This is a genomic window from Paenibacillus sp. FSL R5-0636 (assembly GCF_037974255.1).
GTDB lineage: Bacteria > Bacillota > Bacilli > Paenibacillales > Paenibacillaceae > Paenibacillus_AQ > Paenibacillus_AQ odorifer.
Genome location: NZ_CP150232.1, coordinates 624,400 through 645,327, shown reverse-complemented (window position 1 = coordinate 645,327; position 20,928 = coordinate 624,400). Strand labels below are relative to the sequence as shown.

General features: G+C 45.5%; 12 protein-coding genes. 1 reads left to right on the top strand and 11 read right to left on the bottom strand.

What is annotated here, in order from left to right:
• Positions 1-8 precede the first annotated feature (8 nt).
• From MKX34_RS02850 to MKX34_RS02810, 9 genes are all read right to left on the bottom strand, one after another.
• The gene (locus MKX34_RS02850) at positions 9-197 is read right to left on the bottom strand and encodes a hypothetical protein (protein ID WP_143760483.1); all 189 of its coding nucleotides are present in this window, start codon (positions 195-197) and stop codon (positions 9-11) included.
• 24 nt (positions 198-221) lie between these two features.
• Positions 222-1,379 carry a Ger(x)C family spore germination protein gene (locus MKX34_RS02845; protein WP_036676759.1) on the bottom strand — a complete coding sequence of 386 codons (1,158 nt, stop codon included), beginning with the start codon at positions 1,377-1,379 and terminating at the stop codon, positions 222-224.
• A complete protein-coding gene (locus MKX34_RS02840; protein ID WP_076105946.1) occupies positions 1,376-2,935 on the bottom strand; it encodes a spore germination protein in 1,560 nt (519 codons plus the stop codon). Before MKX34_RS02840 ends, MKX34_RS02845 begins: the two co-directional genes overlap by 4 nt.
• Before the next feature lie 1,475 nt (positions 2,936-4,410).
• The gene (locus MKX34_RS02835) at positions 4,411-10,788 is read right to left on the bottom strand and encodes an S-layer homology domain-containing protein (protein WP_076103913.1); all 6,378 of its coding nucleotides are present in this window, start codon (positions 10,786-10,788) and stop codon (positions 4,411-4,413) included.
• Between the two features lie 19 nt (positions 10,789-10,807).
• Positions 10,808-11,686 (bottom strand): carbohydrate ABC transporter permease, encoded by an 879-nt coding sequence (locus tag MKX34_RS02830; RefSeq protein WP_081382617.1) that lies wholly within the window; start codon positions 11,684-11,686, stop codon positions 10,808-10,810.
• Positions 11,686-12,663 (bottom strand): sugar ABC transporter permease, encoded by a 978-nt coding sequence (locus MKX34_RS02825; RefSeq protein WP_081384022.1) that lies wholly within the window; start codon positions 12,661-12,663, stop codon positions 11,686-11,688. Before MKX34_RS02825 ends, MKX34_RS02830 begins: the two co-directional genes overlap by 1 nt.
• 34 nt (positions 12,664-12,697) lie before the next feature.
• A complete protein-coding gene (locus MKX34_RS02820; protein WP_076103911.1) occupies positions 12,698-14,098 on the bottom strand; it encodes an extracellular solute-binding protein in 1,401 nt (466 codons plus the stop codon).
• A gap of 92 nt (positions 14,099-14,190) precedes the next feature.
• Positions 14,191-16,602 (bottom strand): hypothetical protein, encoded by a 2,412-nt coding sequence (locus MKX34_RS02815; protein WP_076103909.1) that lies wholly within the window; start codon positions 16,600-16,602, stop codon positions 14,191-14,193.
• A gap of 67 nt (positions 16,603-16,669) precedes the next feature.
• Complete coding sequence (locus MKX34_RS02810; protein WP_036676749.1) at positions 16,670-17,722, bottom strand: LacI family DNA-binding transcriptional regulator; 1,053 nt, start codon at positions 17,720-17,722, stop codon at positions 16,670-16,672.
• A 214-nt stretch (positions 17,723-17,936) separates the two neighbouring features.
• On the opposite strand from MKX34_RS02810, the gene MKX34_RS02805 reads away from it, so the two are divergent.
• Complete coding sequence (locus MKX34_RS02805) at positions 17,937-18,254, top strand: MGMT family protein (RefSeq protein ID WP_036676747.1); 318 nt, start codon at positions 17,937-17,939, stop codon at positions 18,252-18,254.
• Here MKX34_RS02805 and MKX34_RS02800 read toward each other — a convergent pair.
• Both MKX34_RS02800 and sulP read right to left on the bottom strand, forming a co-directional pair.
• A complete protein-coding gene (locus MKX34_RS02800) occupies positions 18,251-18,946 on the bottom strand; it encodes a DUF1361 domain-containing protein (RefSeq protein ID WP_076103907.1) in 696 nt (231 codons plus the stop codon). The genes MKX34_RS02805 and MKX34_RS02800 overlap by 4 nt on opposite strands.
• A 150-nt stretch (positions 18,947-19,096) precedes the next feature.
• A complete protein-coding gene (sulP, locus tag MKX34_RS02795; protein ID WP_076103906.1) occupies positions 19,097-20,860 on the bottom strand; it encodes a sulfate permease in 1,764 nt (587 codons plus the stop codon).
• Positions 20,861-20,928: the final 68 nt, after the last annotated feature.

Here is a 20,928-nt window from a genome sequence, read left to right as displayed (position 1 = left end):
GCTAATACCTAGAATAGCTTCTTGATCCAATACACAAGGAATGGTGACGGACTAGGAATCGACCATCTCATTGCCAATGCAAAGGCAATACAGAATGAAATTAGACATAATGCAGAAGAAACATAAAAATCCCGCTTCATCCCCTGCTTCCACAGACCATAAGGATCGATTAAAACAATTACTACATAGATAAACATGACCACCACAACCAATATTATCACCTATTTTTGATGAATCTTGATAGACCTTGTCGTTTGTGCACTGTTCTCAATAATCACCTTGGAATTCACTACTACTTCTACGTTGGAAAATTCTTTCACCCAGTTTTTCTCGATTTTCTCCCAGGTCCGCGGCATTTTCTCATGAAGGAGCTCTCCAAACCCAAAAATATCTGCATGGTAATCCTTCTGAACCTTATGAATAACTGAGAAAATCTGCTCTTCTAGTTCTTTTTCAGCCCACCTTTCTATCGTCTTCTTGCTGTCCAGACTATTGAATTCGCCCGAAGATTTGACCTCGTCCAATCCGGCATGTGTCAGTGTATTAAGTTTTATTTGGAGCTTACCATTTACCCATACAGGTTTTATTTTTGTGCGATTGGATAAAATCTCGAGCGAAAAGTTAGGCTCTCCACTTTCATCCTTTACGATTAACACACCTCCCTGGATTTGATTGTTGGCAAACAGCATGTATTTCGTTTCTTCGCCACTGATCATACCGATCATTTTATCCATTTTGAATATAGCTGTTCCGCTAACTCGTGCATTCTTCATCTTATTTTGTTCATGGACATAAATTAACGGAGCGATAGCATATTCTCCAGAAGCCTCAAGCTTGTCAATGAAGTCCCAGATTTCCACAACAGGCGCTGTGCTGACATTCTTCTCAGTTCTCATCTGCTGTGCAAGTGCGTAAGACATAATACTCTCAGTTGAACTACTTAGGCTTATGATTTCTTGAGCCGGTTTGTCTTTAGCGACAAAGATATACACATCTGATCGGGTTTCCGTATCCCTGTTGTACCAATCAATTACTTTGGTGACTCCCTCCCTTGCAATCTCCTCACTGAGGATAATCGCCTTAGAATGGCTCCAAAATAACTTTTTTCCAGTAATCGAGATCATCCCCCGCACAATATCAAACATGGTCTCGCCCGCGAGCGTAATCATTTTGAAACCAGCCTGACTTGATTTCAACCCTTCCTTCGTATCTACAATTTCTGTCGTTACCAATAACTGACCGTCTTTTTTCCCCTTATCAATTGCGACCCCAGCAACAATCGACATATCGTCAATTTCAAAGTAGTTCCAGCAGCCTGTATTGCAGATCAGAAGCATCATGGATATAACAATCAGAAGTATCCTTTTCAGCTTGCTCATGGTCTTCTCCTTACTTTATTGGAACCTTTTCTCCTCATATTTCGTGCCCCAATCAACGCCGGACGCAGATACATATGCCACCACGGCGCCCTGATCGCTGTATCTTTAATGTCCTGAGGACGGATAGAGCCTACTTCAAGCATGTATGGAACCCCAAAGCTGCGCAAACTCATCAAATGTACTACTAAACCAAGCATTCCAAGAAAATATCCGTATATCCCCAGGAAAAAACTCGCACCCAGCAGCAATGTTCTTACGATAATTAAAGGACCGGTCAACCTAGGATTAAGTAGCGTCATGATCCCTGTTAAACCGACTACAATAATCATTGGAGCACTCACTATTCTGGCCTCCACTGCCGCTTGTCCTAACACGAGAGCGCCTACGATACTGATAGCCTGCCCTATATAGGTAGGTATCCGCTCGCCCGCCTCTCTTAATATTTCAAAAATAGTTAACATGAATAGCGCCTCTACTATTGTAGGAAAAGGGACTGCTACTCTTGCTGTAGAAATACTGAGCAACAACATGGTGGGGATCATTTCCTGGCTATAGGTAACTAAAGCTACATAAAGAGCAGGAATACTGATCGACAAAAAAGCTCCAAAAACTCTTAACATGCGATTGAACGAACCAAAATAAAAGTTAATGTAATAATCCGAGCTGGCTTGAAAATTCTCTACAAATAGATAGGGAACGGTCATTGCAAACGGGCTGCCTTCTATAAGCACGGCAACTCTGCCCTCCATCATGTTACTGACTACGGCATCCGGGCGCTCTGTACTTCCTGTCATCTCAAAGGGCGAATAGGGTTCGTCTCTAATTAATTCCGCCAGAGATGCCGTGTCCAGAATAAGATCTATGTCAATCTGTTCAATTCGATTCTGTAATTCTTTGAGAATAGCCGGTGATGCCAAGCTCTCCATATAACAGATACATATCGGTGTTTTGGAACGTGTTCCCAGTGAACTGAAAACAAACTTTAACTCGGAGTCTTGCACCCTGCGACGAATAAGGGTGAGATTCACTAACAGTGATTCCGTAAATCCTTCCCTTGGACCTTTGACACTTTTTTCGGTCACCGGTTCCGCAAGAGCTTTCGTCTCCCAACCCTGCGCACCAATGTTCAGAACACCCGCAAAGCCGTCTATCAGCAGTAAGGTCTTGCCAGCTATAATCGAATAAATCATTTCATCAAAATCTTCAGAGGCGACCACATCACTAATGCTAATGACCTGCGTCCGGATGTTCTCCATCAGCTCGGCTTTATTGTCACAATTCTTTTTGGTAAAATCAAAAGCCATAACAGGCTTAATAATCCCTTCCTGGATCAAATGCTTGTCAACCATTCCGTCAACATAGACTAACCCAAAGCGAAGACTATCAGTAAACATGTTGCTAAACACTCTGATTCTAAGCGTTTCATCGTCCTTGAATATGTTTCGAAACAAAGTCATCATTTCATCCAGTGACGTACTCAGAGTCTGCTCAGATTTTGTGTTTTTTTGAGACGTATTGCTGTTTCCACCTGCTGGCCGTTCCTCCACAGTAGTCACTCCTGTCAGAATTAGGTTTCCTAGAAATTATCCCCCGTCTCTCCAAATCCTATCCGCCAAAATTATACTGAAAAGGGATCAACAAGAAAGAAACGAGACTACTCCATACGCCGGGTTCGGCAGGTAAGTAACCCAATCAGCCCTTGGGGTCATGCCAATAGTGACTCACCGCATAACATCCTCAGACGCTTATGGACTCAGGCACGATAACACCGCATATATCCTCAGACGCTTTCGGCTCAGGCACGCAACACCGAGTACATCCTCAAATGCTTATGAACCTAGGGAAGATAACACCAAGTACATCCTAAGGCGCTTACGGACTCAGGAGGCGTTATTTGCTCATTTATCGCCTTTTTGGCACATTTTCGGACTCCAGTGCAGCTATTTCATCAAAAGAGTCTCATATTGGGCGTTTTTCATGCCAATAGTGACTATGGGGTCCGATAGCACGCCAAAAGTCCATAAATGCAACGTTTAGGGGCTACTGGGTCCGTTACCGCCGAATCACACTCATCCCTTGGGGTTTACGGACCTCGCACAATAACACCCAACACATCATCAGGCGCTTACGGACTTAGCCGCGATAACACCACTTGCATCCTCAGGCACTTACGGACTCAGGAGGCGTTATTTGCTCAATTATTGCCTTTTGCGAACAGTTTCGGACTCCAGTGCAGCTATCTCATCAAAAGTGGCTCAAACCGGGCGTTTTTCATGCCAATAGTGACTATGGGGTCCGATAGTACGCCAAAAGTCGATAAATGCTACGTTTAGGGGCTACTGGGTCCGTTAGCGCCAAAACACCCTCTTCCCGGGGAGCTTACGGACCTAGCACAATAACACCGAACACATCCTCAGACACTTACGGACTTAGCCGCGATAACACCACTTGCATCCTCAGGCACTTACGGACTCAGGAGGCGTTATTTGCTCATTTATCTCCTTTTTGGCACATTTTCGGACTCCAGTGCAGCTATTTTATCAAAAGAGGCTCATATTGGGCGTTTTTCATGCCAATAGTGACTATGGAGTCCGATAGCAAGCCAAAAGTCGATAAATGCTGTGTTTAGCGGCTACTGGGTCCGTTAGCGATCTCTTGCGTGCAAATGACATACCATGAAGCAAAGTTTGTTTTAAGAGCATGGGGGATACGAGCATGTGATTAGGTGTTTTTGAGTTGTCAGCTCTGAGATAGCAACTTCGATCTAGACGTTTGAGGCTGGCATCTCTATGCTAGCAACTTTGAGTTAGGCCTTAGGGGTTGCCAGCTTGTTCTATGCGTTTGGCACTGGCATCTCTGAGCCAGCAACTTTGAGTTAGGCGTTTGGGGCTGGCACCTTTGAGCTAGCAGCTTTGAACTAATAAAGCTGGCGTTCGGGACATACGGTCAGCAGCAAAAAAACACAGGTACCCCACCAGTCAATGGCATGACTAGGACACCTGTGTTTTTTATATCTTGTATTGCTGCACGATTATTGAAGCTGCTCAAACAGGCGGAAGATCACTGTCGCTGCTTGCGCTCTTGTAGCCTTACCGTTTGGCCCAAATTGGTTGGATGTCATACCGTTAATAATTCCACTAATACGCATCGCTTCTACAGCTTTGGCTGCATCCGCAGACAACTGATTCACATCAGAGAATGCTTCACCAGAAGCCTTTGTTCCGGCAGTCAATGGGATATTAATCGTCTGAGCCAAACGATAAATCATGACTGCCATTTCCTGACGAGTAATCTCCTCGCTTGCACCAAAGTTGTCATCCGCTTTGCCTTTAACAATGCCGAGCTTTTGAGCGCTCGCAATCGGACTGGCATACCATGCCCCATCCTTAACGTCTGTAAATGTGCTTACAGCCGTCTCATCTAGTAAATCAAAAGCGTTCATCAATATTTTGATGAATTCTGCACGGGTCACATTTCCACTTGGATTAAAGTGTTCAGCATCCATCCCTTCGATTGCACCTCGTGCTGCGAGTGCTTCAATGCTGTTTACCGCCCAATTAGCTGTAGCGATATCTTTGAATGAAACATTCGAGTGACCCACTACATAACTGCCAAGCTGCGGCAAAGTTAACTCAAGCATCTGTGTTCCTGTATTAAATCTTCCGTTCTTAACGATCTCTAGTTGCTGATTACTGTTCAAGTAATAAACCACTACTTTATGAGCTTTCTCACCAGACTTCAGCGTATAAGGAAGTGCCAGCTTGATCCCCGTTGTCTTCAGAACATCACTCGGAATAACCACACCGTCTACGCTAAGACTGATGTCTTTAATTGTACCAGCATTCAACTGACTGCTTACCGACAGTGGCAATCCGGATACATCTCCAGTGCCCACAATAAGCTTAAGTTTGCCGTTCTTAGCATCTGTGTAAGTCTTCAAGAAACTTTCCGGCAGCATTATGCTTGCTGTTCCTGTATCAATCTTGAGGGATTTAACATTTCCCGCTGCTGCCAGTGACTGCAGTGGCAGCTCAATTACAATTTGTTTCGCGTTTCCGGCAGGATTCACGACAATGGACAGAATACCATCCTTTGCATCTTTAGCTGCCTTTTCAACATCTGCGGCAGTGAGTTCAGCCAATGCTTTTCCATCTGCTCCGATGACCGTCTGGACCACGATTTTACCACTGCTTACAGCAGGGGCTGTCGCAGACGCGCTAGGAGACGGTTTGGCCGTAGCTACCGGCACATAAGTACCCGGTGCCTCTGTTGGTTTTGGTGTTGACGTTGGCGTTGGTGTCGCTGTCGGTACAGGTGTTGATGTTGGCGTAGGTGTTGGCGTAACTTCTGAAAGCAACTTCAGGCCCGCAACCGCCGCATTAAGCTGACTTAATGCCTCATCAATGTCTGCCTGAGTGGCAGTTCCACTCTCCAGCAACATCACTGCACGTGCTACCTCTTTCTCAAGAGTATTCCAGCTCTCCTCTACATAAAGGCTCTTATCCAGAGTCTCTATTGCTCTAAGCTTCTCCTCCAAGGGTGCCGTTATGAGAGGTGGATTTACAGAAACTAATGTTAAGGTATACGTTCTGGTCGTTGTTTTATCCAGTGCCGTCACAATGACCTTGTAACCCGTTTGGATTTCTCCCGCAATAGTAATGCTATCGGGTTCGTACACAGCGAAGGTAACCCCTACCGGAACAGTAAGTCCTTCCTTCAGCTCATCAAGCGTAGTCGTATCCGGTAAAATAATTTCTTTGGCTACCTGATCAATAGATCCGCCCGGAATTGTGATTCCGCTGATCGTTGCATCATGAGCTTCGACAGGCTGTAAGGCTTCAAAGGCATTTTTCAAATTGGAATATGCCACATTAATATCACCATCGGTAGCACCGTCATTTGCATAAGTGGCTTTAGCAGCCTCTAGTGCAATGCGTAGTGCCTCCCATTGCTCAAGCGTTCCGGTATAATTCTCTTCATTTACCGAAGGATCTTCCGCTGTATCAATGGCTGCTTTAAGTTTAGATTTATCGTACCTCACACTGATGCGGCAGCTGGCAGCAATATCGGTGCCCGCCACTTTACCAAATATAGTGAAGTCTGTAGCAATGGTGAGTTTGTTAAGGGGAATTTCCTCCCATACCACACTTGCCAAGCCTGTCGTTTTATCGGCGTAAGTTACTGTAACCTTAGCTGGAAGCGTAGGCACGACGTTAACTGTCGTACTCACCGCAATCTGTTCAATGCTCACAATCGCACCATGGTCGCCGGGAGCAGGAACTTCTCCTTCTGGCTTAGACGAAATAGCCCGCCATTCCTTAACGCCTGTCCAAATACTGGTGGACTGCTTATTAAGAATCAAACGGAGTTTATCCGTCTTCACCTCGTCAAAGGTTACCTCGTTAAATGCATTTCTTGCTTTGCCTTTCTCGCTCAAGCCCGTTACCGGTACATATTTTCCAGCATCCTTATCCCAATATTCGAAGTTGTAATCTCCCGGTACCTGCACACCGCCTTCATCATCATAGAAGTACACGGAGCTGCCTGACAAAGTCACGGGCTCTTTCCAGGTCAGTTGCAACCAGTGGCTTTCACCGGGACCGCCCCAGTTCCCATACTGAGTTTCTGCTTCGCTATTGTAAATACTTGCTGAAGTATAAGGGATATAACCATCATTAATGCCATACACAGACTCCCATGCCGAAGTGTATGAGGCACTAGGGGCAGCCAAAAGGGCAGCATTTCTGTATCTAAGGTTATCCACCGCCATCCGCATTTGATCCGTTGCCACCTTGATCTCTTCCAGCGTATATTCTCCCTGAGCCAGCAATGCCTTGGCAGCAGTCAGCGCAGCTTGCAGCTCTTGCCATGTTGCCGCAGTAAAATCATCCTTGTTCCGGACAAGTCTGCCGGAATCCCGATCCGCAAACTTCGCGATCATCTCTGTCAGTTCCGCAGTAGCTACAAATACGGTGACTGGAACCTTCACGACAGTTTCCAGTTCTCCATCGCTGACAGTCAGGCGGTATTCGTATTCACCAGTCGTCTTAAAGGTAGCTTGCAGCATGGCTTTATCAAGCCCTGTCTCCTCTACTTCTCCTTCACCTGAAATCTTCTCCCAGGTATAAGTCAGCTTGCCACTTGGCAACCCATCATCAACGATCTGCGGCATAATCGTCAGAGGAACATTTTGCTCAACCTTCAATGGTGTTTCTAGATAAACCTTTGGTGCTTGATTGGCAGCCGCCTTAACCTCCAGATTATTATTGTAGATCTGAATCTCCTTGATGGCGGTCGCAAGTTCCAGCGGATGCGTCACATGAATGCGAATCGCTGCAGTATTAACCTTTTGGAACTCCACATTGTTATAGTTGGAAGCAATATATTCCGGATAGCGGAATTGTCCCTCCACTGGTTTCCAGCTTCCATCAGCATCCTGATATTCGACACCAAATGTCTGTGGTGTACCATAACCGTTCAGAAGCCGGTCATTATAGAAATAGACTTTTACATTGTCCACAGCCTGGACTCCATCAAATTTGAACGTAACCGTATCGACAGAATTCGGCGAACCGCCGAATAAAGCTGTGTTTGACGTATGATTAATTGATGCGATTGTCGAATTGTCCGCCAGGTTGCGGATATTCGAACCGCTCTTGATATAAGTCGATTCAACAGTAGTGCCTGAAGCAACAGCCAGATTCGTACCGTTATTAACAATATCAACGCCTGCTTTATTAAACATGTCGACAGTCTTCTCATTGCTGGCTAAGGATGTTTGATCTGCCGCAGCAAGCGTCGTAGCACTGCCTTTTTCATATAACACCTGTGTCTTCGAGTTGTCGCCAACGGCCCCAGTTACATCCCCTGAAGGTTTTTCCACCTTGCCAGTAGCTGTATCATAAATCAGATGGGACATTTCGTTAGTTGTCATTACGAGTTCATCATTAATGAAGAGCGAATAACCTGCTGGAATACCTTGATAATGAGGATTGTCACTATACTTAGCAGGATCCTGCCATACGATAGATAAGTTAGCATCATGGTAACGCACGTTATCTACAGCAAAATAGTCATAATCGACATTAATCGGCCATAGCTCGATTTTGTCATCTGTCCGTGGCTGAATACCCGCCATATCTTCAACCACAGTGTAATTCATCATGCCAAGCGTATCGTGGTGAATCCATGCCCGTACCATATCTCCACTAGGGTTAGGAGGATTGTCTTTTGTCCATGGTGTGCCGAAGAAGTAATCCTCCAGCCAGAAAAATTCATTAGAGTCCAGGTGGTCCGTATTGCCCGGTTCCACTGTATGCAACCAAGCGCCCCAATCAAACAGTGTTTTGTAAACGTCACTGTTGATATTATCTATAGGATAATAGCGCAGAGAGGCACGAACGGTATTAATATAGTTGCCGAAGTTACACCATGCGAACTGGTCTGTACCGAAGGCATCCGTCTTGCCATTCTTGAAATCTTCTACCCGCTTCATAATGCTGTTCTGATCCGCTGTAAAGAAAGGAAAGATCGGATAATAATTCGGATCTGCGTAATCAGACAACTGAGATAAATATTTCGCCTCATATCCTTCTTCACCTTCAGTTGGTACTACACCAAAGTTAAAGACAAACATGTTATTATCCCGCCAAGGGTTGAATACATCGGTACCGCCCACAACTTTTTTATGCAAAAAGCTGCCTGTACCATTCGTATCTGCCACACCGTCACCATCAAAGTCAGCCTTGTCGTACCACATCTCATTCAGAATTGAATTCTTAATATTCTGCGCAACAGTGTTCATTTTAGCTGCACCCGCAGTATCTCCAAGCTGCTCGTACATCTTCGCTGTTGCCACTGCATTGGCGTAGGTAGTAGAAGAACCATCCAGGCGGGCATAGTTACCACTGCCATTCCAGTGCATGGATACGGTATCTCCGTCATTACCTGTAATCGGACCATGGTTATAATAAACAAGATTTGGATTAGTGCCTTTAAAATGTTCAAGTGTGCCGGTAACATCAGTCGCAGAAAAATCAGCGAACTTCTTCAATATTTCCTGACCACCACCGTAAATCTTGTAAGCGTCCCAGCCTACTTGCGACGTGTTCTGCATCATATCCCAGGTCCAGATGTTAGGACGTCCGGGATTATTTTTATAATTCTTATTCTCGGAATATTCCCCTTGAGCCAGCCAGGTTCCATACAAGTAGGAAGGATCACGCAGCCATTTCAGATCCTGCATCGCCCAAGGTACACTGACCGTAATCCCGTTGTTGTAGCCGAGAACGCCCTCCATGTTCATTGGGAACTGCCAGTCATTGCCCGGAATGTTGGCATCCAGCAAATTAAAGCGGTTACACCACCAACGATAATAAAGTACCTTCTTCACATTCTCATCGGGAACATCGATATATGGAATGTTCTCTGCCCACCACTCGTTGTACTCCCGCACCTGTGCAGAGAAGGCCGTGTCATTGCTGTCAGCAGCCTTAAAGCTCTCATAATGCAGCTTTGAGCCCGGTATTTCATCCGCGAGCCAACCCATGACTACCTTTTGGTCAACGGAGCCACCGGCGGGCACTGTAATCTCTCTAACCAGTTCATTTCCGGAAGGACTCATGCCGTTTCCGCTCAGATGAACATCCACGTAGGACATCGCTTCAACTACCTTTTGCCCGGCTTTGCCTATCATTAGCGGAGCAGCCACTCTGTAACCCACCAGCTCATCACCCTCAGCCGCTGAGACGAAAGGTGATTTAACCTTCATCGTCAACGTTATATCACTGGCCGTAGGATTCTTCAATTGAAGCAGCGTTACAGCACTGTTATAGCTGGAAATAAATTTCCGCTGGTTAATCTCCAGGCCTCCGCTTGTGTAGGTCTGATTCTCATGACTCGGGTAGTTCTTCCGCACATTTTTCTGTTCCGCCAAGTCTCCTGTAGAAAGGGTGATGTTATACATCGTGTCCTTGTTCAAAGTATCCGCGTAATGCACCGTTCCCACAAAACCCAGCTTGGTATTATCCTGAGTCTTCATGTACAAAGCGCTTCCCCGGCTGAACAGAGTATTGGCGCTAACTTCATCGTTGACATCATCCGGAATGACACCTTCGTTAACAAGCAAGGCATCAAGCCAAGGCAAATCGGAATTATCTTTTGCAAAAGCCTCAAAATCAAAAGCTTCAATCGCCTGCATCATTTCTCCGACGGTGACATCGCTGAAATTAACGCCTTCCTTAACAATAGAATTATCCTTCCACTTCGCCTGCCCGTAATCGGTGCCTACGCCTTCATGATAGAAATCAGTCGTGTAGTTAGCCGATACGGGAACAATCCCTGCATTTAATACAACAGCCGCACATAATGCCGCCACAGAAGCTCTTCTGGGCCATTTATGACTTGTCATTTGGATGAATTCCTCCTTTTTATCCCTTGATTCCCGTTAATGTAATGCCCTCAACAAAATATTTGTTGCCGATCAAGAAAAATACTAGACAAGGAGCTGTAACGACGAGCGCCAGTGCCATGACCTGTTCATAGTTCGGAATGCGCATCCCGTTCACAATATACAAGCCCATAGGCAGCGTATAATCTGCTTCAGTCTTCAAATAAATCATGGTATAGAAAAATTCATTCCAACAGTTAATAAAGCTGAACAACGCCACAACAATCATTGCGGGACGTATAAGCGGCAGCATGATGCGGGAGTAGATACGGAAGTAACCCGCGCCGTCAATCTTGGCAGCTTCACTGAGTTCTAGCGGAATCGTCATAAAAAATTGCCGGAGCAAAAAGACAAAATACGCGTTGCCGCCTGCACAGAAAAAGGCCGGAATAATAAGAGCAGGTTTGCCAGCTAGTCCCAGCGAAGTGTACAGGGAATATTGTGGCAGCAGGGTTACGGCACTAGGCAGCATCATCGTACTGATGACCAGCACGAACCACATCCCGCGCAGCGGAAAGTTCAGCTTAGCAAAGGCATACCCGGCAAAGCTTGTCGTCAGCACCGTCCCAATCACATAAGGAACTACAATCGAAACTGAATTCCAGAGCTGCCGCAGGAACTGAATACGTTCCAATCCAAGCCGAAAATTATCGACATTTAGTGACTCGGGGAAAAACACAGGCGGCCGCGCCAGTATTTCTGTGTGGCTCACGAAGGCACCTCGCAGCAGCCAATAGAGCGGAAAAGCAAACACCACTGCGAGCAGACAGGAGAACAGAATCAGCCCGGTATTGATGGCTTTAGCTCTTTTCTTTTTTTTCTGGATACTTGTATAATTCATAATTGCGGTTGCCGCCATTATCTCACCTTCTTTCTTTTGCCCATCGAATCGTCCCTTTTAAATGCGCCCTGGAAGTAGAACAGCACACCAGTAATGGCCATAGTGATTAGGAAGACGACCCATGCCTCAGCAGACGCCAAACCGCGCATCCCTACCTGAACAAATGAATGGTCATAGATCATAACGTTGATAAAATAAGTCATCCGATCGGGTGCACCATTTCTGGACAACACCACACTTTGCGTATAAATCTGGATAGAGGTCATCATGCACATAATCAATTGGAAAAAGAGGACAGGCTTGATCGTCGGATAGGTTACTTTGAGGAACTTGTGCCAAGCATTTCCCCCGTCCATCTCGATGGCTTCCAGCAATTCTCCCGGAACATCCTGCAGCGTAGCGATGAACACAACAATCGTCCCACCACAGGTCCACAAGCTCATGATAAACAATGTCTCAAAAATACGGATGGGATCAGTCAGGAAATCAACAGGGGCTATTCCTATCTGCAATAAAATCCAGTTAAGCAGTCCACCCTTGGCTTGGTTCTGTAGAAGCATCTGCCACACAATCGTTGTCGCCAGCATCGGAACTACAGACGGCAGAAAGAATATAGCCCGCATCAAGTTTCTGCCGATAAATTTACGGTTCAATAAGAGTGCAACAATCAGACAAAAGGTGATTACAAGCGCCACGTTAATGAAGGCATAAATCAAGGTCACCGTTATGGATTTCTTGAATTCGGAGCTGGTATTGGTGAATATGTACCGGAAATTATCCAGCCCAATCCATTCCATAACTTGGCTTCCGCTCATAATCGTTATTTTATGAAAGCTGTAAAACAAACTGGCCAGCATCGGATAAAGCGTCAATACCAAAAATCCAATAATGGCCGGTGCTGCAAACATATATCCAGCCACCGCCTCTTTGGTGACACCTTTGGCATGCTTTTTAACATAGACCGCAGCCGTTTCGGTTTTGCTCTCTGGGTTCATAAGCAATAGCCCTCTTTTCAAATATAAGCTCTAATTAGGAAACCTTGCCGCTCTCGAACAACTGCTTGATCGCTGGCATGATCGCGTCATAGACTTCTTTAACACTTTTCTTACCTGCCAATGCCTGATCAATAGATTTCTCATATTCAGTATTCATCTTGAGGTAGGCAGGAACGTAATATGCAGGCCATTGTGCGATAGAATCTTTCGTTGTCGAATAACTAAGGATAGTTTCTTTTGCGCTTTCAGGAAGATCGGAGGTCCACTTTTCAACCAAGGTAGGATCGGTATACCAATCTGCCTGGTTTGGCAACCACGCACCACTCTTCAGCAGCTCCAGACTGTTCTCAGGGTTGACCATGTAGGCATAGAATTTCTTGGCTTCCTCAATGTGCTTCGATGTATTGTACACAACAAGCGGAGCACCACAGTTCACCGTTACTGCCTTTTCCATCTTAGGCAGAACCCCAACGCCGATATCTTCATTTCCTTTGATATTAGCTAGATCCCAAGAGCCGCTGATCGCCATGGCATAACCACCACTCAAAGCGTCTACCGCAGAACCAATTCCGGAATTCCAAGTGTAATTGAAAGCGGATGCAACCTTATCTTTGTTAACGAGATCAGCTAGCTTCTGGATGGCATCAACCGTTTTGGGAGAATCCCATTGAAACTCCTTTCCATCCGGGGAAACAATCCCGCCACCGTTGGCATAAGCTGCCCAGAAATGGTGGAACTCCCGTCCCGCTGTCATACCAAGCCCGTAGTTCTCGGTCAGAGCAGCATCAAAGCCTTCATCTGCCGCTGTTTTTCCTTTAGTATCTGTCGTTAACTTTTTCGCGTTTGTTACGAATGTATCCCAATCCCACGCATTTTCAACTTTGGAGGGTGGATATTCAAGACCTGCTGCATCAAATTTGGACTTGCTATAGTAAAGCAGCTCCAGCTGGTTGGATAGACCGACTCCGATCACTTTTTGCTCAGGTGAATGGATTGTTATCGCTGATAGTTTTTCAGGAATACTTCCGTCCGCTAATAAATCGCTGATATCTTCGATAATTCCCATTTCATTGTACTTTTGGATATCGCCTTCGCCCATATAACTGATATCTGGAAGTTCGCCGGATTCGAGCCGGGTCTGAATAAATGTATCAAAGGAGCCATCCGCTGGAAGCACTTGTGCATTGATTTTTACTCCGGTGTCGGCTGTATATTTTTCTGCTGCCGCTTCTACCAGCTTTTTCTGTACATCATCACCCCAATACAATAATTCCAAGGTTACATCTTTATCAGGCGTAGTTTCTTTGTTGGCTGCTCCAGACCCTTCAGATGCCTTTGGAGCCGCATTGTTGGAATTGCCCGAACAACCTGCCAGTGCGGAAAAAACCATCATTGATGCTAAAGATAGAACTAGAGTACGTTTTCCAAACTTCATGTTTGTTGCCTCCCTTTTTTCATATCTATTTATTTCAAGCCAAGCATTTAAAGCTTTAGCCTAAAATCATCATGGTTTGTCATTCTTAGCGATTACAGACAAGGGCTGAACATTCCGCCTGCCAGTCTTACGTGAGGCTCTAGCATCCCCTCAGTTGTGCGATATTCGAGCTTGTCCTCAAGCAGCACATATCTTGACGGATATGCAGCGTAACTTGTTACGATCCAGCCCTCCGAGTCTTCTTCAATATAACCGTTAATACAGCGCATCTTTCCGCGTGGATCCCTGTACAAATATGTGGTTGTCCCGAAGCCCATTAGATAGGCCACTAGCTCCTCCCCCATATCCCAATCATCTCCTGTCACACCCGAGAACAGCGAAGCAAACAAGGAATCACTTGCCCCCACAAATACGGATTGCCCAAAACGGTTTCGCGACAATTCTGGCATATTCAGGTTAGGAGCTGCCACACTATATGTAGAAGCTGCCTCTCCAGGCAACAAACGGCGTGGAGTAGAGCGTACATTCCAATCGTAACAATTGAATACTGCCATCGTAGAACGGTAAGCGGCTTCCAAATATTCAGGGTCTCCAAGGAATTCATAGGCAACCCGGGATGCTCCTGCTACCAATCCACCCCAAAGGGAATGAATCATATAAGACAAAGCTTCCCACCAGCGATCCGGATTCTGCACTCTGTAATCATTGCTGAATCCGATATTTGCCAGAATTAGTTGTCCATAACGCTGGGCCTCCTCTTTATTTCCAAGGTGACACAACGTTTCACAGGTAGGGCCAAATCCTGCATTATCGTAAAAATGCTCCGTTATAGCTCCCTCATACTGCTGTATCCCTGTCTCCAGATTTCTACCAAAGCGCTCCCATAAGGTAAGTAGACGTTTATACTCTTCTGAAAGACCGCACTGCTTCAGTGCTTCTAATAAATCAAGAATATAGAGCACAAATATCCCATTTAGACGGCTCTCATCCTTCTCACGCTGGCCACTGTGCCGATCAGGGTCTAGGCGAAGACACATGATTTCGGCAGCCCATTGTAGATATTCTCTAGGAGAATGAATTTTAAGTAATGAACCATCCATTCGTGACAATAGATAAAAGACATGCCCAATATAATCCAGATCATAAATGCGGTAGAATTCTCCGTACAAGGGACGCGGATGATTAAAATCCCCGCCTTCAAACCAATGCTCCTTCACATCCAATACTGCTGCAATCTCGGCCTTAGCTACTTGTTCTGGGACAGCCTTGGCCATGCTATTCTTCATCAGTAGAAAAGCAACCTTACCCAGCGATTCTCCCTGATTCGATAGCGGACGGAAGGCATATGGCCTTTCGACCTCCCCTGTCCCTCCAAAGTTATTATTTACCAACCACTCGGCTCTCTTTTCCAGAATCCGGTCAATCGACTCCAGTACATTCCAGACCAGGATATCGCTCCGTCCATCTTCTAGCACCAGCTCCAGCTTATGTTCTCCCGGCTCCAAACGCTGTAAAGATATAGCATAGCTACTGCCTGATTCCAACCGTACAGCTTCGTTCGTAATATTCTCCTGGCGGATCAGCTCCGTCCCCGGTAAAGTGCTATACAAACGCAGCTCACGTAGAACCTGGCCCTGCGGCAGATCAACAACAGCTTCGAACCTTCCTCCTCGGGTTAATACAGGCGTATAGCTCCAGCGCGGATGTCCATAGGCCATGCCCTGCCTATAGAAATCATCTCGATTCTGACAGGGATGGAATATGTATTCCCAGCTGTAGGTCTCCCCAGCGCCAAGATCCAGCGGACTGTAAGCGCCACCATATATCCAGTCGGCAGCTGCAGATTCGGTCATAGATGATCCGTCCTCCACCAACGATAGCCGATGATACAGCAGACCATCCAAAGAAGGGGAGACCTGCTCAAGAAAACGATTCTTATAACTACAATAAGTACCTACGCTTACTGTTCTGCCCTGAACCCCATAAACACCCAGATGTGGTGCTTTGTTGCTCCGTCGAATAGCAGCGATTTTAGCGAAATCCCCACCAAGATGGGGGAACACTGCACAGGACTGGCTCATATTGCGCTGCACATTTTCATCTCTGTACATGATATACGCGAGCGAAAGCCACACATGAAGTCCATTAATTCTTACAGATTGTGGTGAGCGGTTTGTAGCTTCAATAGTCCATCTTAGTCGCTCATCTTCCAGAGAATATGTAAGTCTGATTGCAATCGGTGCGCCTTCAAAATCCACAATTACACGGTGTTTTCCTTCTGGCGTAATTTTGGGCAACAGATCAGTGCTTTTTATGATATTCCCGTCCAGCTCTATTGTCCATTCTCCGAATAGCTTATCTGTATCCGCATAACCTGCCTCTTTCAAATAAGACGGATCAACTACCCAATTCATTTCACTAGGGTCGCCCTGTAATATCAGAGACTGAAGTGCTCCGCGGTCGCTTAGCTCCATCGTGAAGTTTTCATTGCCTAGAATCGTCATTGCCTAGCACCTCTTCGATATTTTAAGTTAAACGTTTAGATTTATGAGGAAAAAGGAGCTGTGAAACTTATTTTTGTTTCACAGCATTTTTTAACGTAGCCACGGAATCACGTTCGATCAACCGGCACTCCGGCATGGTCAGTGAATCCATCTTCGTCCCCTTGATTAAATTGAACAAAACCTCAATAGCTTGATAGCCCATCTCATGTAGCGGAAGTCCCATTGTTGTTATACGCGGGCGTAAGTAATCACTGAATTCACGATTATCAAAACCGACAACCGACAGATCATCCGGTATTTTAACCCCTTTTTCCTCTGCCGCCTGCAAAATACCTACAACCATTACATCATTCATGGAAAGAATCGCGGTTGGGGGCTCCGGCAAAGCGAGCAACTCGGAGGTAAGGCGATACCCTGATTCCCTCTCCCAGTCTCCCATCTTAATTAACAGTGGATCGAACGGTAATTGATATTCAGTAACTGCCTTGTAATAACCGTTCAGTCTTAATCTGGAAGGGATAGAATCCATCAAACCACTGATTACAGCAATTCTGCTATGTCCTTGGTTAACCAAGTAGGACATGGCTTGGTAAGCAGCTTGCTCATCATTATACTGGATAGAGATATCGTCCTGTGTGTAAGAGTAGGTATACACAATCGGCTTACCCTCCGTATCGATTAGACCCGTTAAATCACGGGGATGAACACCGATATAAATAATCCCATCCACTTGATTGCTGAGCAGTTCGGCAACCGCATTAGCGGCATACTTTCGGTAGTCTTCCGTATTCGAGAAGTTACGGCCGATACGCTTGTCTAAACGAAGATTCACCAGTAAAATATGCAAATCGTTTCGATCTCCAAAATCATTAATTCCATCGATAATATCGGGGGTGTTAAATACCGTCACATCTTCTGCAATAACACCTATTGTATTCGTACGGTTGAGTTTGAGACTCTTCGCAATAGCATTCGGCTTATAATTCAACTCCTCAATGGCGGCAACAACTCGTTCCCTTGTATCAGAACGTACATTGCGGGTACCATTAAGCACATAGGAGACTGTAGCAATCGAAACATTAGCCTTTGCGGCTATGTCTTTAATGCTGGTTTTCCTCATTACACCTTCTCCTATCTTATTATGGAACTCTTTCAATCACATTGTTAAACGTTTAGATTATTTTTACAGTTAGAATATACCACGCGTATTTATTGCTTTGCAACCCTTTTTTTGCTATCCTCAAAAAATCCTCCTGTTCGTCCCCCGTTTCGTTTAGAATTGATTTATCTGTTGAGCAATGGATAAAAATAAGATATAGGAGCTTGAGCTTGCTATGACACCATTTACTGAGAGAGTTATTCATATCATACAGTCTATACCAGAAGGTAAAGTGATGACTTACGGAGGAGTTGCCCGCGCGGCAGGTAGCCCAAGAGGAGCGAGGCAGGTCGTTCGCATCCTTCACTCCATGAGCAAAAAATATAAGCTGCCCTGGCATCGGGTCATTAATGCTAAGGGAATGATCGCACTAACTGAGGATGAGTCTAACTCCCTCCAGAGGCTCTATCTACAGGGAGAGGGAGTTAGTTTTAATGAAAAAGGTGTGGTAGATCTGAAGCAATTCCAGTTTGAGCCGGAGTGTACCGATTAGTACCCTCTGGTAACTCTTCGTCTTTCTCCGGTGCCAAGAGCATTGAGTAGACAATACATCGTCGCGTAAATGACCAGCAGGACAAAGGCAATGAACAAGCTGAAAAATACGGACTGGAGATTCAGGCTATCCAGAACAAGTTGATACAACTGATGCCTGTCCGTCAGGACGTCCCAGCTATTGAGTCTGTAGACTCGGCCAAGCAGTACACCATATCCCCCGAGCATACATGCCGCAAGCACAAATACCCATGACCACAGCAGGTTGCTTTTACGATAAATGACCGTCTGGAACTGATACAATGAGAAGAACCCGGTCAACCATCCACTCCAGGTGAACAATAAAAGAGTGACCAAGTCATACCAGTAGCGATTCTGAATGGCTCCCTCCACGATATATCTACTTTTTCTTACCGTTAAATGCACCAGGTCAGTCATGAGATAAGGCGCGTTTGGAAAGAACAGCAGCCACGCGACACCCAAAGGAAGAAGTAATAAACCGCCTATCTTCCTTTTGTCTAGCTCATAAGCAGCCATGGAGAATAAAAACGGAATCCAAGCTAAGAACAAATTCCAAATTAAAAAAGCGTAAAACGAATCCGTCTGAAGTGACACTACACGATATACCGCCAATGTAGCGACAGACAATCCCGCCAAGAGCATAAACACCTTCGGATAATTCAATTCCTTCATGAGCTTATATTCTCCTTATCGATATTGATTACATTAAACTTATACCCAATTGTACAAATTCAGAATTCCGAAGTCCAATTTTAATACAAAAGCCCAGACGCAAGAATAGCGCCCAGGCCGACTTTATTTATTAAGCTCAAGTACCGCTGATTAGTTCAGAGGCAATGCTGGCTTCTTGCGTCCTGTCAGACCCCGTAGTCCACCTGCATCCTCCTGACAGGATAATGCCGTACACTCCCTAAACGCCGCATGACTGCATCCGATACATTTGTTGTGATTAATACTGCTAAGAGCTTCATTGATCGCTTCACCGGTATGATGATAAAACTGTGCTTCTCCTATTTTGTCATATAGCCCGGTTCTCTTAAGTAGCTCAAGCGGCTGTGGCTGAACACCAGAGATCATTAGTTTCCCTCCAACAGCATGTAAATGCCGCACCAGCTCCGCCAGATTGGATTCGCCCGTAGTATCCATGAATGGCACTTTTCCCATCCGCATTAATATAATTTTCGGCTGATCGGAGCCATAACCCGGCATGGTGTCATCAAATCTATACGCAGCGCCAAAAAACAGCGGCCCTTCCACGGTATAAATCCCAATCTGCGGACAATCATGACTCTCCGTTACCATATGTGCCCCTACCTTGACGGAATTAGGATCAGGCAATACTTTGGATACCAGATGAACCTCTCCCATCCGTTTCACAAACAAAATCACCGCAAGAATTAATCCCACCTCTACGGCCAGCGTTAAATCTGCAAATATCGTCAACAAGAAGGTGATGAATAATACCAAAGAATCACCTGTTTTGATTTTAAGCAAATGAAGAAATTGTTTGCGTTCACTCATATTCCAAGCTACTACCATCAAGATAGGAGCCATCGCTGCCAACGGAATACTAGAAGCATAGGGTGCAAACAACAAAAGAATTAGGAATACCACTACCCCATGAACGATCCCTGAGATCGGAGAAACTGCACCGCTTTTGATATTTGTGGCGGTTCTGGCAATGGCACCTGTAGCTGGAATTCCTCCAAACAATGGAGCTGCAATATTGGCGATTCCCTGACCAATCAGTTCACGGTTGCTGTTATGGCGGCTGCCTGTCATCCCATCAGCTACGACAGCTGACAATAAGGATTCAATAGCACCCAACATCGCGATGATAAAGGCCGGACGAATCAGCATTGTAATCCGCTCCCAGGTAATGGTCGGAAAACGGAAGCTTGGCAGTGTATTAGGGATATTCCCATAGGCCAAACCAATCGTAGTCACCTTACCGCTAAAAAATAACGCTGCTATGACAGTCGCACAAAGAAGGCCAACCAATGAGCCCGGCACCTTCGGAGCGAAGCGAATCGCTAGGATAACAACGGCCAGACAAATCGCGGCGGTCAGGATACTATATCCATTGATCGTCGATAGATGAAGTCCAATTTCTTTCATGTTATCTACAAAGCTCTCGTGCCGTTCAATATTCCTTAACCCAAGGAAATTAGCAATCTGTCCGGTGAAGATAATAACCGCTATTCCTGCTGTGAAACCAATCGTGACCGGCTTCGGAATAAATTTAATCAGTACACCCAGCCTTAACAATCCCATGAGGACTAAAATAACCCCCGCCATCATCCCTGCTAACAGCAGGTTCTCATAACCATACTGCATCCCAATGGCGAACAAGATAGGAATAAATGCACCTGTCGGTCCACCAATCTGAAATTTCGATCCCCCGAACAATGAAATACATATGCCGGCAACGATTGTCGTATAAATGCCATATTCCGGCTTTACACCAGAAGCAATAGCAAATGCCATCCCTAAAGGAATGGCAATAACTCCGACGATTGTCCCCGATATCAAATCCTTGCGAAAAGCGTTCATGTTGTAGCCTTTATAACGACCCCGCCCTGTCATGTTCAAACCTTCTTTTCTTTAAATATCTGATTATTTGAATATAAGAAGAACATTACTCTAGGACGCGA

Coding starts and splice junctions, on each gene's coding strand:
- MKX34_RS02850 (WP_143760483.1), bottom strand. CDS start 197: ATGTTTATCTATGTAGTAATTGTTTTAATCGATCCTTATGGTCTGTGG.
- MKX34_RS02845 (WP_036676759.1), bottom strand. CDS start 1,379: ATGAGCAAGCTGAAAAGGATACTTCTGATTGTTATATCCATGATGCTT.
- MKX34_RS02835 (WP_076103913.1), bottom strand. CDS start 10,788: ATGACAAGTCATAAATGGCCCAGAAGAGCTTCTGTGGCGGCATTATGT.
- MKX34_RS02830 (WP_081382617.1), bottom strand. CDS start 11,686: ATGGCGGCAACCGCAATTATGAATTATACAAGTATCCAGAAAAAAAAG.
- MKX34_RS02825 (WP_081384022.1), bottom strand. CDS start 12,663: ATGAACCCAGAGAGCAAAACCGAAACGGCTGCGGTCTATGTTAAAAAG.
- MKX34_RS02820 (WP_076103911.1), bottom strand. CDS start 14,098: ATGAAGTTTGGAAAACGTACTCTAGTTCTATCTTTAGCATCAATGATG.
- MKX34_RS02815 (WP_076103909.1), bottom strand. CDS start 16,602: ATGACGATTCTAGGCAATGAAAACTTCACGATGGAGCTAAGCGACCGC.
- MKX34_RS02810 (WP_036676749.1), bottom strand. CDS start 17,722: ATGAGGAAAACCAGCATTAAAGACATAGCCGCAAAGGCTAATGTTTCG.
- MKX34_RS02805 (WP_036676747.1), top strand. CDS start 17,937: ATGACACCATTTACTGAGAGAGTTATTCATATCATACAGTCTATACCA.
- MKX34_RS02800 (WP_076103907.1), bottom strand. CDS start 18,946: ATGAAGGAATTGAATTATCCGAAGGTGTTTATGCTCTTGGCGGGATTG.
- sulP (WP_076103906.1), bottom strand. CDS start 20,860: ATGACAGGGCGGGGTCGTTATAAAGGCTACAACATGAACGCTTTTCGC.